The 14583-nt window shown below is 73.6% G+C and carries 8 protein-coding genes and 5 pseudogenes; 4 read left to right on the forward strand and 9 right to left on the reverse strand.

All coding sequences use genetic code 11. The features are described 5' to 3' along the window. The first annotated feature begins 48 nt into the window (after nt 1–48). The 4 genes and pseudogenes from DA06_RS01700 (at nt 49) to DA06_RS01715 (ending at nt 4101) form a co-directional block, all read left to right on the forward strand. Nucleotides 49–806, forward strand: a pseudogene (locus tag DA06_RS01700) (response regulator transcription factor). After that, a complete protein-coding gene (locus DA06_RS01705; protein WP_043496838.1) occupies nt 806–2383 on the forward strand; it encodes a sensor histidine kinase in 1578 nt (525 codons plus the stop codon). The pseudogene DA06_RS01700 and the gene DA06_RS01705 overlap by 1 nt, the downstream one beginning before the upstream one ends. A gap of 53 nt (nt 2384–2436) precedes the next feature. Then, nucleotides 2437–3129, forward strand: a complete 693-nt coding sequence (locus DA06_RS01710) for a hypothetical protein (protein WP_052436241.1) — start codon at nt 2437–2439, stop codon at nt 3127–3129. A gap of 45 nt (nt 3130–3174) precedes the next feature. Further along, nucleotides 3175–4101 carry a CPBP family intramembrane glutamic endopeptidase gene (locus DA06_RS01715; RefSeq protein ID WP_418606760.1) on the forward strand — a complete coding sequence of 309 codons (927 nt, stop codon included), beginning with the start codon at nt 3175–3177 and terminating at the stop codon, nt 4099–4101. 570 nt (nt 4102–4671) lie between these two features. Here the strand turns inward: DA06_RS01715 and DA06_RS01720 are convergent. From DA06_RS01720 to DA06_RS01760, 9 genes and pseudogenes are all read right to left on the reverse strand, one after another. Then, a pseudogene (locus tag DA06_RS01720) lies at nt 4672–5358 on the reverse strand (FAD-linked oxidase C-terminal domain-containing protein); the annotation flags it as partial. Between the two features lie 334 nt (nt 5359–5692). Continuing rightward, nucleotides 5693–6361 (reverse strand): annotated as a pseudogene (locus DA06_RS01725) (FAD-binding oxidoreductase); the annotation flags it as partial. Beyond that, nucleotides 6358–7149: a lysophospholipid acyltransferase family protein gene (locus DA06_RS01730; RefSeq protein WP_418606761.1), complete on the reverse strand. Its 792-nt coding sequence runs from the start codon at nt 7147–7149 to the stop codon at nt 6358–6360. The gene DA06_RS01730 and the pseudogene DA06_RS01725, both read right to left, overlap by 4 nt. Continuing rightward, nucleotides 7146–7955 carry an SDR family NAD(P)-dependent oxidoreductase gene (locus tag DA06_RS01735; RefSeq protein ID WP_052436245.1) on the reverse strand — a complete coding sequence of 270 codons (810 nt, stop codon included), beginning with the start codon at nt 7953–7955 and terminating at the stop codon, nt 7146–7148. Before DA06_RS01735 ends, DA06_RS01730 begins: the two co-directional genes overlap by 4 nt. Beyond that, nucleotides 7952–10216 (reverse strand): HAD-IB family hydrolase, encoded by a 2265-nt coding sequence (locus DA06_RS01740; RefSeq protein ID WP_418606763.1) that lies wholly within the window; start codon nt 10214–10216, stop codon nt 7952–7954. The genes DA06_RS01735 and DA06_RS01740 overlap by 4 nt, the downstream gene beginning before the upstream one ends. A 144-nt stretch (nt 10217–10360) precedes the next feature. After that, on the reverse strand, nt 10361–10588 hold the full coding sequence (locus tag DA06_RS01745; RefSeq protein WP_418606764.1) for a hypothetical protein: 228 nt from the start codon (nt 10586–10588) through the stop codon (nt 10361–10363). Continuing rightward, complete coding sequence (locus tag DA06_RS01750) at nt 10588–10773, reverse strand: hypothetical protein (RefSeq protein WP_418606765.1); 186 nt, start codon at nt 10771–10773, stop codon at nt 10588–10590. The genes DA06_RS01745 and DA06_RS01750 overlap by 1 nt, the downstream gene beginning before the upstream one ends. Nucleotides 10774–11324: 551 nt before the next feature. Continuing rightward, nucleotides 11325–11751, reverse strand: a pseudogene (locus DA06_RS01755) (aminoacyl-tRNA deacylase); the annotation flags it as partial. 67 nt (nt 11752–11818) lie between these two features. Then, nucleotides 11819–14451: pseudogene (locus tag DA06_RS01760) on the reverse strand (DEAD/DEAH box helicase). Nucleotides 14452–14583: the final 132 nt, after the last annotated feature.

Raw genomic sequence — 14583 nt, forward strand, 5'->3', positions numbered from 1 at the left:
TCCCAGGCAATCCTCAGGCCGCCGCGCGAGACTGGGCGCATGAACGCCATGCCCACCGGCCGCGCCGACGCCGCCCGCTCGGCCGAGGCCCGCCTGCTGGTCGTCGACGACGAGCCGAGCATCCGCGAGCTCCTCTCGGCGTCCCTGCGTTTCGCCGGCTTCGACGTCGTCACCGCCGAGGACGGCAACGCCGCCCTGCGGGCCGCCTCGCAGCAGCCCCCCCGACCTCGTGGTGCTCGACGTGATGCTGCCCGACATGGACGGCTTCACCGTCCTGCGGCGGCTGCGTGCGCACGGTGACAGCATCCCGGTCCTCTTCCTCACCGCCCGCGACGACATGTCGGACAAGGTCCAGGGCCTCACCGTCGGCGGCGACGACTACGTGACCAAGCCGTTCAGCCTCGAGGAGGTCGTGGCCCGTATCCGGGCCGTGCTGCGCCGCACCCAGCCGCCCTCCGAGGACGACGGCGCGCGCCTGACCTACGCCGACCTCGAGCTCGACGAGGACGCCCACGAGGTGCGCCGCGCGGGCCGGCCCGTGGAGCTCTCCCCCACCGAGTTCAAGCTGCTGCGCTACCTCATGGTCAACGCCGAGCGCGTCGTCTCGAAGGCCCAGATCCTCGACCACGTGTGGGACTACGACTTCGCCGGGGACCCCGCCATCGTCGAGTCCTACATCTCCTACCTGCGCCGCAAGATCGACTCGCCGGAGAACCTCGGCCTTGCCGGCGACGACGGCGCGCTCGCCCCCCCTGATCCACACCCGGCGCGGCGTGGGGTACGTGCTGCGCCGGGTCCAGACCTGATGGTCTCGCGGCTCCACGGCCGCTGGCGCGCCGTCTCGCTCAGCGCCCGCCTCGTCGCCATCATCACGACCCTCCTGCTCGTGGGGCTGACGGCCGCGGCCCTGGTGACGGTCACCGTGCTGCGCGCGAACCTCGTCGGCCAGGTGGACCGCCAGCTCGAGGCCTCGGCGCACGACCTGGCCCAGCGCACCGTCGACCAGCTCACCGGGAGCCGCCCCCTCTCCGACACCAGCGTGCTGCCCTCGGAGTACTACGTGCGCGTCCAGGTCACCGGGGTGGGCGTCGAGGAGCTCATGAGCCCGCGCACGGCCGAGGAGGTCGGCCGCCCCCGCCTCGGCGACGTCGACCTCGGGAAGCTCTCCGCCGCCGACGCCGAGCCGGTCAGCGTCCCCGGTGACGGCGGCGAGGAGGGCCACGTCCGGTGGCGGGCCACCACCATGCCGTTGCGGGCCCCCGGCGGCAGCCAGGCGCTCGGCGCGGTCACGGTCGCCCTGCCCATGGTCGGGGTCGACGAGACGCTGGCGCGCACCAGCAAGCTCATCACGCTCTCGGCGCTGGTGATCGTCGGCGGCGGCGGCCTCGCCGCCTGGGTGGCGGTGCGCCGGTCCCTCGCGCCGCTGCGCGAGATCGAGGCCACCGCCGGCGCCATCGCCGACGGCGACCTCTCCCGCCGCGTCCCGGCCCTGCCGGCGACGACGGAGGTCGGCTCGGTGGCGCGCTCGCTCAACGTCATGCTCGCCCAGATCGAGGAGTCGTTCGCCGCGCGCACGGCCTCCGAGCAGCGCATGCGCCGCTTCGTCTCGGACGCCTCGCACGAGCTGCGCACCCCGCTGTCGACCATCCGCGGCTACGGGGAGCTGTACCGGATGGGCGGTGTGCCGCCGGAGCGGCTGCCGCAGGCCATGGGCCGCATCGAGTCCGAGGCCACCCGCATGGGCAACCTCGTCGAGGACCTGCTCCAGCTGGCCCGGCTGGACGAGGGCCGCCCCCTGGTCCTGTCCGACGTCGACCTCACCACCGTCGCCCGCGACTCCGCAGCCGACCTCCACGCCCAGGCGCCCGACCGGATGGTCACCGTCGTCCCCCTCGACGGCGGGGGCCGGCCCGGTCCGGTGGTGGTGCGCGCCGACCGGGACCGGATCAGCCAGGTGGTCGCGAACCTCGTCGGCAACGTGCTCCAGCACACCCCGGTGGGCACGCCCGTCGAGATCGGCGTCGGCACGCTGGAGCCGGGCTGGGCGCAGCTCGAGGTGCGCGACCACGGCCCGGGCATCGCCGCGGAGGACGCCCGGCGGGTCTTCGAGCGCTTCTACCGGGTCGATCCCTCGCGCACCCGCAGCTCCGGCGGCTCGGGCCTTGGGCTCGCGATCGTGGCGAGCATCGTCGGCGCCCACGGCGGTGCCGTGCGGGTGGTGCCGACACCGGGCGGCGGGACCACCGTGCAGGTGGCCCTCCCGGTGGGTGAGCCGCCGCCGACCGGCGCACCGCCGCACGCCGGCGCGGAGAGCGTCCCTCCCGCCGCCACGGAACCGGCGCCCCCGGCCGGGTCGGGGACGAAGGTCCCGCGAACCCCCTGACGACGTCGTGCTCCACTGGCCGGGTCAGGTCCCCTCCGACGTGGGAGGCGCTGATGCCCCTCCGCACCTCCGCCCGCCGTGCCGCCGCGCTGCTGCCCCTGCTCGTCGCCTACGACCTCACGCTGCGGCCGTGGATGAGCTTCTGGGGCAGCACGCCCGAGGAGCGGCGGGAGACACTCCCCGGCGACGAGATCGCCGCCGAGGTCATGACACACTGCACCAAGGCGGTCACCATCGACGCGCCGCCCGAGCGGGTGTGGCCGTGGCTGGTCCAGATCGGCGACCGGCGCGCCGGCTTCTACAGCCACGACCGGGTCGAGCGGTTCGTGTTCCCGGGCACCGTGCACTACGTCGAGGGCACGCACTCGGCCACGCGCATCCATGCCGAGCTCCAGGACGTCCACCTCGGCGACCACATCGACACCGGCTCGTTCGGGCGGTTCAGCTTCGGCAACCCCGTCACGGTCCTCGAGCCGAACCGGGCGCTCGTCGTCGGCACCTGGGCGTTCGTCCTGCGCCCGCTGCCCGGCGGACGCACGCGGCTGCTCGTGCGCGAGCGCGACGGCGGCTACCTGCGTCCCATGGTGCCCCGCCGCTTCGCGCTGGCCCGCGCCGCGCTGGGCGTGGTCGACTACGTCGTCGGCGACCCCCTGCACTTCGTCATGGAGCGCAGGATGATGCTCGGCCTGAAGGAGCGGGGCGAGCGGCCCCGGGACGAAGTGCCCTTGGAGCGGGCGGCCGCCTGAGGTGGTCTGGGAGGACACAGCCACGACGACGAGGAGGTGGCCGACATGGCCACCGCGACGGACCGGACGCGAACCTCCCGACCTAGCCGGCTGGGGGTGTGGGCCCGCACCCACCCCGTGGGCGCCTTCGTCCTTCTGACCTACGCCCTCTCGTTCCCGTTCTGGCTCCTCGCCCGCCTCGGCGGCGGCTTCGCGGCGATCGTCGTGGGCGGCCTCGGCCCGCCCGTGGCCGCGGCGGTCGTGACCGGGCTGAGCGGCGGCAGCGTGCGGGGGCTGCTGCGCGGCCTGACCCGGTGGCGGGTGCCCGGCCGGTACTACCTCTTCGCCCTGGGCCTCCCGGCGGCGCTCTTCGCGACCACGAACCTCGTGCTGGCCCTCCTCGGGCACGACCTCGAGCTGTCGCTGCTGCCCGAGAGGGTCCCGGGCATGCTGGGCACCTTCCTGCTGGTGGCCACCGTGGGCGGCGGGCTGGAGGAGATCGGCTGGCGCGGCTTCGCCCTGCCACGGTCCGAGGCGGTGCGGTCGCCGGTGGCGGCCACGCTGCTGGTGGGCCTGGCGTGGGGCCTGTGGCACGTGCCGCTCTACGGCACACCGGCCGCCGTCGTCGTGCCGGCGGTGCTCGCGTTCTTCTACACCTGGCTGTACAACCGGACCGGCAGCATCCTCCTGTGCCTCCTTCTGCACGCCAGCTTCACCCCGGCACAGGACTTCCTGCTCCTCCTCCCGGAGGACGAGCTGGCGCACCAGGGCCTCGTCGGCACCACCGACCTCGTGCTCCTCGGTGTCTACGTCACGGCCGCCGCCGGGCTGGTCCTGCTCACGCGAGGTCGGCTCGGTCTCGCCGGCGCACGCCCGCCGCGACCTGCCACACGAGGCCCCGTCGCACCGTCCCGGCCTCGAGGCCATGGCGTTCGAGCGTCGAGAACAGCCGGGCCTGCGGGTGCGCGTACCCGCGGTAGGACGTCCCGGTGAGGCCGAGCGCGGCGTTGAACAGCGCGACGAGGCCACGGCTGAGGGCGTCGGAGCGTGGGTAGCTGAGCACCACGAGCTCGCGCGCGAGGGCGGCGGCCGCGCCGAGGAGCGCGACGTCGTCGGGGTAGCAGCACACGACCCGGTTGAGGACGACCACGTCGGCCGGGCCCACCGCCCCGGGGTCGGCCGCGACGTCCACGCGCCGCCGGACCACCCGCTCCCCCACGCCCGCCTCGGCCGCGAGGGCGGCCGCCTCGGTGTCGTACGTCGTCGCGAGCTCGACGCAGGTGGCCGAGGCGGCGCCCCGGCGCAGCAGCTCGATCGAGAGGTCGCCGAGCCCGGCGCCGATCTCGAGGACGGTCCGGCCCTCGACGCCGTGCGAGACCACCTTGTCGACGACGTCGGACGACACACCGTCCAGGCCCCGGCGGCGGTACGACCTGGCCCGCCTGCGCACGGACGCGTCGTTGAAGGCCTCGTCGTAGACGCCGGGGTCGCAGCAACCTGGCATGCGCCAAGTATCCGCCACGCGAGGCTCCGCCGGAGACCTCCGGCGGAACCTCTAGGCCCTCACCACTCGCGGTGCGCGGGCAGCAGGGTACCCGGGTTGAGGTTGCGCCCCGGGTCCACCCCGCGCAGCAGCGAGACCATCACGTCGGTGCCCGCGGAGGAGATGTCCTCCTCGAGCCAGTGCGCGTGGTCGGTGCCCACCCCGTGGTGGTGCGAGATCGTGGCGCCGGTGTCGACGAAGGACTGCTGGATCGCCCTCTTGACCACCCAGTACTTCTCGAGCTGGCCGTCCGCCGACTCCACGCCCGGCGCGAAGGCGAACGTGAAGTACAGGCAGGCGCCGGAGTGGTAGCTGTGCGAGAGGTGGCACATGATGAAGCCCTTGACGCCCAGCTGGTCGAACGCCTCGCGCGCGGAGCGGAGCGTGCCGGTGTAGACGTCCATGAGCCGAGACCACGGGGCCGCGGTCTCCGAGACGTCACCCATCGCGCCGATGTCGAGGAGGAAGTCGCGGATGTACGGGGTGTCGAACTTCTTCTGGTCGTACAGCGCGCCCGGTCCGCGGCCGAGCTTGATACCGCCGTGCTTCCTCACGATCTTGCCGACGATGCTCTTCTCGGCCTTGACGCGCGCATCGCCGCCCTCGTAGCCGACGTAGGACAGGCACACGGCGTCGAGGTCCCAGCCACGCTTCTCGAGGACGTCGAAAAGCACCTTCTGGACCTTGCCGGACACGCCCTTGCTCGCCTTCTGCGTGGAGAAGGAGAACGCCGTCTCGTTGGCGTCGGAGACGCGGGTGACGGAGGGGGTGCGCGTCGGACGTGGAGATCTCCTGCATCGCGGCCAGCGCCGCGTTCCACGAGGGGTACAGGTAGGCGATGATGTCGCGGTTCTCCGGGACGCGGTGCACGTGCACCCAGGCCTCGGTGACGACGCCGAGGCGGCCCTCGGACCCGAGGATCATCTCGCGCACGGACGGCCCCGACGACGTCGAGGGCAGGGGCCGCAGCACGACGACCTTGCCGGGCTGGACCACGCGCATGCCCCGGGTGATGTCGGCGATGTCGCCGTACTTGTCGGACTGCATGCCGGAGGACCGGGTGGCGATCCAGCCGCCGAGCGTGGAGTGCCGGAAGCTGTCGGGCTGGTGCCCCATGGTCCAGCCGCGGGCGTTCAGCTGCTCCTCGAGGTCGGGTCCGAGGGCACCGGCCTGGATCCGCGCGAGCCCGGCGTGCTCGTCCACCTCGAGCACACGGTTGAGGCGGCCGAGGTCGAGCGAGACGACGGTGCGCTCCTCCGCCGGCGGCGGGGTGAGGGAGCCCGAGATGTTCGACCCGCCGCCGAACGGGATGAGGACGGCGTCGGCCGCGACCACGGCGTCGACGACGGACCGCACCTCGTCCTCGTCGGCCGGGTAGACCACGACGTCGGGCACCCGGGGCAGGTCGCCGGCGCGCACGCGCACGAGGTCGGCGAGGCCCTTGCCGTAGGTGTGCACCACCCGGTCGAGGTCCTCCGTGACCACGTGGTCCACCCCGACGGCGGAGCGGAGGGTCGCGGCGAGGTCCTCGCCGAGGCGGGATGCCGGGACCTCGAGCTCCTCGAACGCCGGCGGCGGCGTGCCGGGGGCGGAGAGGTCGATGCCGACCTTGTCCATCACGAAGGGTGCCATCTTCGGCTTGTTGCGGTGCTCGAAGGCGATGCCCTCGACGCCCCAGCCCCACCATTTCTGGTGCGCGACACCCTTCATGAAGCCTCCTCCTGCTTGTGGTCGCGACCGGTGATCCGGCCGTGCGTCCCGTCGTCGGCGCGCAGGCCGGTGCCGTCGGCGGAGCCGGCGACGGGACCGTCCGCGAGGACGTACGGGGTCTGCATCTCGAGCATGGTGCGCACGCGGGCGGCCACGCGGTCGTTGAAGTCGCGCGCCTTCTCACCGGGTCGCGGGCGCATCGGGCGGCCGACGAGCATGCGCACCCGCGGACGTCCGGGCACCGGCCAGGACCGGCCGACGGGCATGGCCTCGTGGGTGCCCAGCAGCGCCACCGGCACGCAGGGGACGTTCCTCGCCACGCACAGCGCCGCGGCCCCGGGCTTGAACGCGCGCATGACGCCGTCGCGCGAGCGCGTGCCTCGGGGAAGATCAGTACCGGCACGTCCTCCGCGACCAGGCGCTGGGACAGGCCCTTGCCGGCCCGCTTGCCCGCGGACGTGCGGTGGATGGGGTAGGTGTTGAAGAACAGCGACGTCGCCGCCTTGGTCCACCACTTCGAGTAGAAGTAGTCGGCCGCCGCGCCGACCGCGAGGTGCTCGGTCACCTCGCGGGGGCAGCATGCTCACCAGGACGCCGGTGTCCAGGTGGCTGGAGTGGTTGGCGACGACGACGAACGGGCGGCTCAGCCCCTCGAGGTTGTCCAGGCCCTCGACCGACGTCTTCGTCACCGACCGCACCACCGGCCGCAGGACCATCCGCTGCGCGACGTGGCGCGCCGCGCGGTGCCAGCCGGCGTGGTAGCGCCTCAGGCTCGCTGAACCAGTCATTTCCGGCTCCCCTTGATGATCGCCGTCGCACGACGGACCAGCGGACGCGGCGCGTGCTCGGCGAGGAACGCCAGCGTCGCGAACCTCTTGGACGGGACCGACCGTACCCGCCCCCTCTCGACGTCCGCGAGGCAGTCCTCGACGACCCGGTCGGCGTCGAGCCACAGCGCGTCGGGGATGGAGCTGGCCCGGATCCCCGCCCGCTCGTGGAACTCCGTGCGCACCCAGCCCGGCAGCAGTGCGGTCACGGTCACCCCGGAGCCCTGGAGCTCGAGGGAGAGGGACTCCGAGTACGTGCGCACCCACGACTTGATCGCGGAGTAGCCGCCCATCGGGATCAGGCCGGCGACGGAGGCGACGTTGACCACGACCCCGTGGCCACGGGCCTTCATGGCGCGGCCGGCGGCACCGCCGAGGACGAGAACGGCTCGCACCATGAGGTCGAGCGCCTGCTCGTGCTCGCCGGTGTCCTCGGCCAGCAGCGGGACGTGCACGCCCTTGCCGGCGTTGTTGACGAGGACCTCCACCGGCGAGACGGGGTCGGTGAGCCGGGCGACGACGGCGGCGACGTCGTCACGCCTGGACAGGTCGGCGACGATCGTCTCCACCTCGACGCCGTAGCGCCAGCGCAGCTGCTCGGCGGTCTTCACCAGCCGGGCCTCGTCGCGGGCGACGAGCACGAGGTCGCAGCCGCGGGAGGCGAGGGCCCGGGCGAAGCTCAGCCCGATGCCGGAGGTGCCCCCGGTGACGAGCGCGCGGCCGCGGAGCTTCGACTCCGCCGTCGTGCTCTCGCCTGTCTGCGTCACTTCCGCTCTCCCTTGATGCTGCGCAGGACGGGGGTCAGCCGTCCCTCGGCCGTGGCGGTCCACTGGTGGGTGGGCCAGCGCCGGGCCCGGGCGTAGCGGTAGAGGCCTGCGTCGGGGTTGACCGCGTTGGGGTGCCCGACGACCTCCAGCCACGGCCGGTCGGCGTAGCTGTCGCCGTAAGCATAGGACCCCTCCAGGTCCATGCCCTGCTCACGCGCGTAGCGGCGCAGCCACGCGGCGCGCGCCTCCCCGACCAGCGGGGAGGTGGCGAGGTGGCCGGTCCAGCAGCCGTCGCCGTCGGTCTCCATCCGGCCGGCGACGATCTCGTCGAAGAGGGGCGCGAGCGGCTCGACGAAGATGTCGATCTCGCCGGTCACGAGCACTGTGCGGTGCCCGGCCTCGCGGTGGGCCCTGATCCGCTCGACCGCCTCCAGCAGCAGGCCGCGGCGCAGGGACGGCGTGACGCGCCGGGCGATGACGGCGCGCAGCTCCTCCTCGCTCGCGCCCTCGTAGCGGCGCATGAAGGTCCGGATGAAGTCACCGCGGTCGCGTCGTTCGGCCTGCAGGTAGCGCGGGCCGAGGGCGACGAGGTTGGCCAGGGACGCCGGCCAGCGCGACGCCGGCTTGGCCGCGAGCTCGACCCACAGGTACTGCTCGACGAGGGTCGCCGCCGCGACGGTGCGCTGCAGGTCGAAGACGGCGAGCACGTCACCGCGGCGCGGCAGCTCCTTCGGGGCGCCGGGGGCCTCCTTGGGGGTGCGGTCCCGCATCAGCCCGGGCACGCCGGGGATGTGGACGTCGAGGAGGTAGTGGCGCCAGTCGATCTCGGTCACGTCGAAGCCGTGCTCGGCCTGCCGCTCGGCGGGCAGCGCGGCGTGCAGCGCCCGTGTGCACGCGTCGTCGAAGATCACCTCGGTCTGCGTGTACGGCTGGTACAGCGAGGTGAACTTGCGCAGCGTGCCGAGGTCGCGGCGTGCCTTGTACAGGGCGGAGATCCACTGCCGGGTGCGCCGGTTGGCGGGCAGGTGCCCGACCGCCCGGTCGGCCAGGTCGACGGCGAGCTCGCGCCTGTCGAGCGCGCGTTCCACGGCGCCGCGGTGCGGGAAGGACCATGCCGGCACGGCCACGTGGGCGCCCTCGGCGTCCTTGAGCGGGTTGGCGGAGAAGTACTCGCGCACCATCTGGACGAGGGAGCCGAGGCGCAGCGGGTTCGTGATGCCGGAGCTGACCTGGTAGTAGTTCGCGCCGCCCGGCGCGGGCGGGGCCGCGGCGGCGGCGAGGATCGCGTTGACGACGAAGTCGACGGGGATGATGTCGAGCACGGTGTCGGCGAGGGCGGGGAACTCGGGCAGGAGACCGCGGCCGTAGGCGGCGATGAGCGGGTCCGCCACCTTGAAGCCGTCGATCCAGCCCGGGTACGGGTGCTTGAGCGAGGACTCGATGATCGTGGGGCGCACCACCGACAGGCGGTGCCCCGCACCTGCCCACAGCTGCTCCGCGACGCGCTCCCCCATCGCCTTGGTGAACGTGTAGACGTCCGGCCAGCCCAGCGACAGCGCCCGGGTGCGCCCGTGCTCGATCAGCTGCTCGCGCACCCACCCGACGCGCGCGGTCTCGGCCGCCTCGGCGACCGCCCGGGCGCCCGCGCGCCTGTGCTCCCGCTGGGCCTCACGCAGCAGGCGGCCCAGCACCTCGGGGCTGCGGGACTCCTTCTCGGCGGCCTCACGGGCGGCGACGGCGGAGGCCAGCTCGACCTCGCGGTCGGTCTCGTGGTCCAGGGCCCGCTCCTCCGCCACGCCCTTGCGCAGGCCTGCGACGTAGGAGGTGGAGACGTGGACGACGTGCGGGTCGGCCCCCGTGGCGGCCAGCGCCTCGTAGAGCGAGATGGGGCCGCCGACGTTGGCCGCGAAGGCCTCGTCGACCGGCAGGTCGAAGGAGACCGTCGAGGCGGAGTGGATGACGACGTCGACGTCGCCCGGCAGGGGCGGCAGGTCACCGAGGTCGCCGGAGATCACCGACACCCGCTCGGCGAAGGCCTTCTCCGCCGCCTCCTCACCCACCCGCTGGCGCCACGCCCGGAAGACGGGCTTGCGCAGCAGCCTGGCCATGCGCTGGTCGGCCGAGATCTCGCCGCGGGGGCGGACGAGCACGCTGACGCGCGTGCCGGGATAGGCGGAGAGGAGCTTCTCGAGCACGGCCTGCCCGACGAAGCCGGTGGCGCCCGTGAGCAGAACGTGCGCCTGGTCCAACGGTTGTGACATTCGGCGAACTCTACCGGGATCGGGGGCGTGCCTCGGCCCGACGTCCGGGTCCCGCCGGGGGCACGGATGGTGAGTCTGGCCACGCCACAACGTCATCCGGCCCACCGCCGGACCGGTCGGGTCTACCATCGGGCGACCGCACGATCAGCATGCAAGGATCTGACCATGGGCGTCATCGACGCACCTCAGTGGTTGCCCGCCGCGTTCGTCCGCAGCGTTCTCGCCGCCGGCGCCAGCGCGCCGCGCGAGGAGATCGAGGCCACCTGCCGCCGTCTCCTCGAGCGGTGGCGGGAGCCCGACCGGCGCTTCCACAACCTCAAGCACCTCGTGGACGTGCTCGCGCGCGTCGACGAGCTCGCCGAGGAGACCCATCACCCGGACCTCGTCCGGCTCGCCGCCTGGTACCACGGCGCGGTGTTCAGCTCCACGCCCAGAAAGGCGTACTCGCGCAGCGGGGGCGAGGACGAGGTCGCCTCGGCCGAGCTCGCCCGCGAGGAGCTCGGCGCCCTCGGCGTGCCGGGCCCCGCCCTGGAGCGGATCGCGGAGCTGATCGTCAATCTCAAGCGGCACGAGATCAAGAGCCGCGACATCGACTGCCTCGCCCTCTCGGACGCGGACCTGGCGGTACTGGCCTCGGACCCGCAGCACTACCAGGCGTACCGCAAGGCGGTCCGCGCGGAGTACGCCCACCTGCCCGCACGCCACTACGTGGAGGCGCGGCACGCCATCGTGACCAAGCTGCTCGCCAGGCGGAACCTCTTCGTCTCTCCGATGGGTGCGCAGTGGGAGGACGCGGCCCGCGAGAACCTCACCGCGGAGCTCGCCCGGCTCGAGGCGGAGCTGGCCGCGATGGGCGAGGCGGCCCCCGAGGAGTCGGTCGCTGCGGCCGAGGCGGCGCAGGGCGAGGTCGTCGAGGAGCATCACCGCCGCGACGACGACGACGGCGGCCCCCACGTCTTCGTGACAGCGCCGGTCCGTGCCGCCACCGATGCCCCGGCCGACTCCGCGCTGCCGGCCGGCCCGCAGCGGCCTGCCGCCTCCGACGACGCCGCCGCGGTGCCCACGGCCGCCGCCGGCCGGTGGGGGTTCCCGGGACCTGCCCGCGCGACACGTCGAGACCGCGACGGCCGGCGCTGACGAGGACCGTCCCCGTGCTCGAGCGCCGAGGCGTCGACGACGGTGCGGAGGTGGGTGCGCTGCCCGAGCGGCGAGATCCCGCCGACGACGTACCCGGTGGCACGCTCGGCCGCGGCCGGCTCGGCGAGATCCGCGCGTTTCGCACCGACCGCCGTCGCGAGGGCCTTGAGGTCCAGCCGGCCCGCCACGGGGACGACGGCGACCGTGAGGGCGCCGTCGACCAGCGCGACGAGGGTCTTCAGCACCCGGGCGGGGTCGACGCCGAGGACCTCCGCGGCCTCCTTGCCGTACTCCTCGGCACGCGGGTCGTGCTCGTAGGCGCGCACCTCGTGCGGGACGCCCGCCTCGGCCAGCGCCCGCAGCGCCGGCGTGCCCCCGGGGGCCTTCCTCCGTGCCATCCGCGTCGCCCTCCCGTCGGCGCCACTCTTCGGTCGGCGCCACCTTCCCGTCAGCGACACCCTCCCATCAGCGAGGCCCGACCGTCAGCACCCTCGTCACGGCGCCGTCGGCCGCGTCGGACACGTCCAGGTCCACCAGGGCCGTCAGGCCCCAGTCGTGGTCGCCGGCGGGGTCGTCGAAGGTCTGGCGCACCAGCCATGCCCGGGGCGGCAGCGGGATCTCGACGCCGGCGGGCAGGTCCGCGTCGGTGGGCGTCTCGACGATCTGCACGAGCGCCGCGGCCCGCGCCTCGGGGCCGGTGCCCAGCCAGTCGTACTCGGTCCAGTACGGCGCCATCGCCTCCTCCCAGCGCGCGGCGTCCCAGCCGGCGTCGGCGTCCATCTGGCCGAGGGCCCCGTACGCCTCGCGGGCCAGGAGGTCCACCCGGCGGAACAGGACGTTGCGCACGGCCACCCGGAAGGCGTGCCGGTTGCGGGTGACCGGCAGCTCGCCGTCGGGGCCCTCGCCGAAGCGGCGTTCGCCCGGCGGCTCCTCCTCGGGCACCACCAGGACGCCCTCGGACGCGGCCGCCCCGGCGGAGAGCGCCTCCCACTCGTCCAGCAGCGAGGAGTCGACGGAGCGGACGAGGTCGCCGAGCCAGTCGATGATCGCCACGACCTCCTCCGTCCGCGCGGAGGCGGGCACCACCTGCCGCATCGCCCGGTAGGTGTCCGTGAGGTAGCGCAGCACCACGCCCTCGGAGCGGGCGAGCTGGTACCGGGAGACCAGCTCGGAGAACGTCATGGACTGCTCGACCATCTCGCGCACCACGGACTTCGGCTGCAGCTCGTAGTCGGACACCCACGGGTTCGTCTGCCGGTACGTGGCCAGTGCGGCCCGGAGCATCTCCGCCAGCGGCTGCGGCCAGGTCACGTCCTCGAGCAGCGCCATGCGCTCCTCGTACTCGATGCCCTCGGCCTTCATCGCCCCCACGGCCTCCCCGCGCAGGGCGCGCTGCTGGGCGTAGAGCACCGGCCGGGGGGTCCTCCTGCGTGGCCTCGATGACGGAGACGACGTCGAGGGCGAAGTCCGGGTGCTCGGGGTCGAGCAGCTCGATGGCCGCCAGCGCGAACGGGGACAGCGGTGCGTTGAGCGCGAAGTCGCGGGGCAGGTCCACCGTCAGGCGGACGTACGGCTCGCCGGGGTGGGCGCGCCGCCACCCGGCGTCGGCGTGCTCGACCACCCCGCCCGCGCGCAGGGAGCGGTAGATCTCGATCGCACGGCGCAGGTGCGGGTTGCGGTCCCGCTGGGGCTCGTGGTTGTCCGTCACCAGCTTGTGCATGGCCGCCACCGGGTCGCCCTCGCGGGCGAGGACGGACAGCACCATCGTGTGGGTGACGTGGAACTGGCTCGTCAGCGGTTCCGGGTCCGCGTCGCGCAGCCGCTCGAAGGTCTTGTCGGTCCAGTTCACCGCCCCGGCCGGCGCCTTCTTCCGCACGATCTTGCGGCGCTTGCGCTCGTCGTCGCCGGCCTTGGCCAGCGCCTTGGCGTTCTCGATGACGTGCTCGGGGGCCTGCACGATCACCTCGCCGGTGGTGTCGAACCCGGCCCGGCCGGCGCGCCCGGCGATCTGGTGGAACTCGCGGGCGGTCAGGTGCCGCATCCGCTCGCCGTCGAACTTCGTCAGGGAGGTGATGACCACGGTGCGGATCGGCACGTTGATCCCGACCCCGAGGGTGTCGGTGCCGCAGATGACCCCGAGCAGGCCGCCCTGGGTGAGGCGCTCGACCAGTCGGCGGTAGCGCGGCAGCATGCCGGCGTGGTGCACGCCGACGCCGTGGCGCAGCAGTCGGGAGAGGATCTGCCCGAAGCCGGGGCCGAACCGGAAGTCGCCGAGGGCGTCCGCGATCCGGTCGCGCTGCTCGCGCGTGGCGACCTGCACCGAGGTGAGCGACTGCGCCCGCTCGACGGCGTCCTTCTGCGCGAAGTGCACCACGTACACGGGGGGAGCGGTGTGTCTGGACCAGCTCGAGGAGGAGGTCCTGGATCGGCTCCACGGAGTAGGTGAACGTCAGCGGGACGGGCCGTTCGGCGTCGTCGACCACGGCGACGTCGCGGCCGGTGCGCCGCCGGAGGTCCTCGACGAAGAACGAGACGTCGCCGAGCGTGGCGCTCATGAGCAGGAACTGGGCCTGCGGCAGCTCGAGCAGCGGGACCTGCCAGGCCCAGCCGCGCTGGGGGTCGGCGTAGAAGTGGAACTCGTCCATGACCACCACGCCGGCGTCGGTCGCCGCGCCGTCGCGCAGGGCCTGGTTGGCGAGAATCTCCGCGGTGCAGCAGATGATCGGGGCGTCGGGGTTGATGGCCGAGTCGCCCGTGACCATGCCGACGTTGGCGGAGCCGAACAGGTCGACGAGGTCGAAGAACTTCTCGGACACGAGCGCCTTGAGCGGGGCGGTGTAGTAGCCGGTGCGGCCGGTCGCCAGGGCGGTGAACAGGGCGCCGACGGCGACGAGGGACTTCCCGGACCCGGTGGGGGTGGCGAGGACGACGTGCGAGCCGGAGACCAGCTCCATCACCGCCTCCTCCTGGTGGGGGTAGAGCGTGATCCCGGTCTCGGTGGCCCACTCCTCGTAGGCGGCGTAGACGGCGTCGGGGTCGCTGACGCCGGCGTCCTCGAGGTCGTCGAGAGCGAGGTTGAGCGTGGCGGCGGGCGGCATCCTCCGATCCTCTCACTGCGGCGGCCCCCGGCATCGACCGGATATGCCCGGGGCGCGGTCCGGAGCAGGGGCCAGCACCCCGGCGCCGAGCGTGCCAGGATGCTGGGCGGCGCCGCGCCCGGCGTCTGTCGA

The organism is Georgenia sp. SUBG003 (assembly GCF_000715355.2).
GTDB lineage: Bacteria > Actinomycetota > Actinomycetes > Actinomycetales > Actinomycetaceae > Georgenia.

What these genes read in the sequence shown, in the direction of transcription:
- DA06_RS01705 (WP_043496838.1), top strand. Translation starts at nt 806, where the DNA reads ATGGTCTCGCGGCTCCACGGCCGCTGGCGCGCCGTCTCGCTCAGCGCC.
- DA06_RS01710 (WP_052436241.1), top strand. Translation starts at nt 2,437, where the DNA reads ATGCCCCTCCGCACCTCCGCCCGCCGTGCCGCCGCGCTGCTGCCCCTG.
- DA06_RS01715 (WP_418606760.1), top strand. Translation starts at nt 3,175, where the DNA reads ATGGCCACCGCGACGGACCGGACGCGAACCTCCCGACCTAGCCGGCTG.
- DA06_RS01730 (WP_418606761.1), bottom strand. Translation starts at nt 7,149, where the DNA reads ATGACTGGTTCAGCGAGCCTGAGGCGCTACCACGCCGGCTGGCACCGC.
- DA06_RS01740 (WP_418606763.1), bottom strand. Translation starts at nt 10,216, where the DNA reads ATGTCACAACCGTTGGACCAGGCGCACGTTCTGCTCACGGGCGCCACC.
- DA06_RS01745 (WP_418606764.1), bottom strand. Translation starts at nt 10,588, where the DNA reads ATGGGTCTCCTCGGCGAGCTCGTCGACGCGCGCGAGCACGTCCACGAG.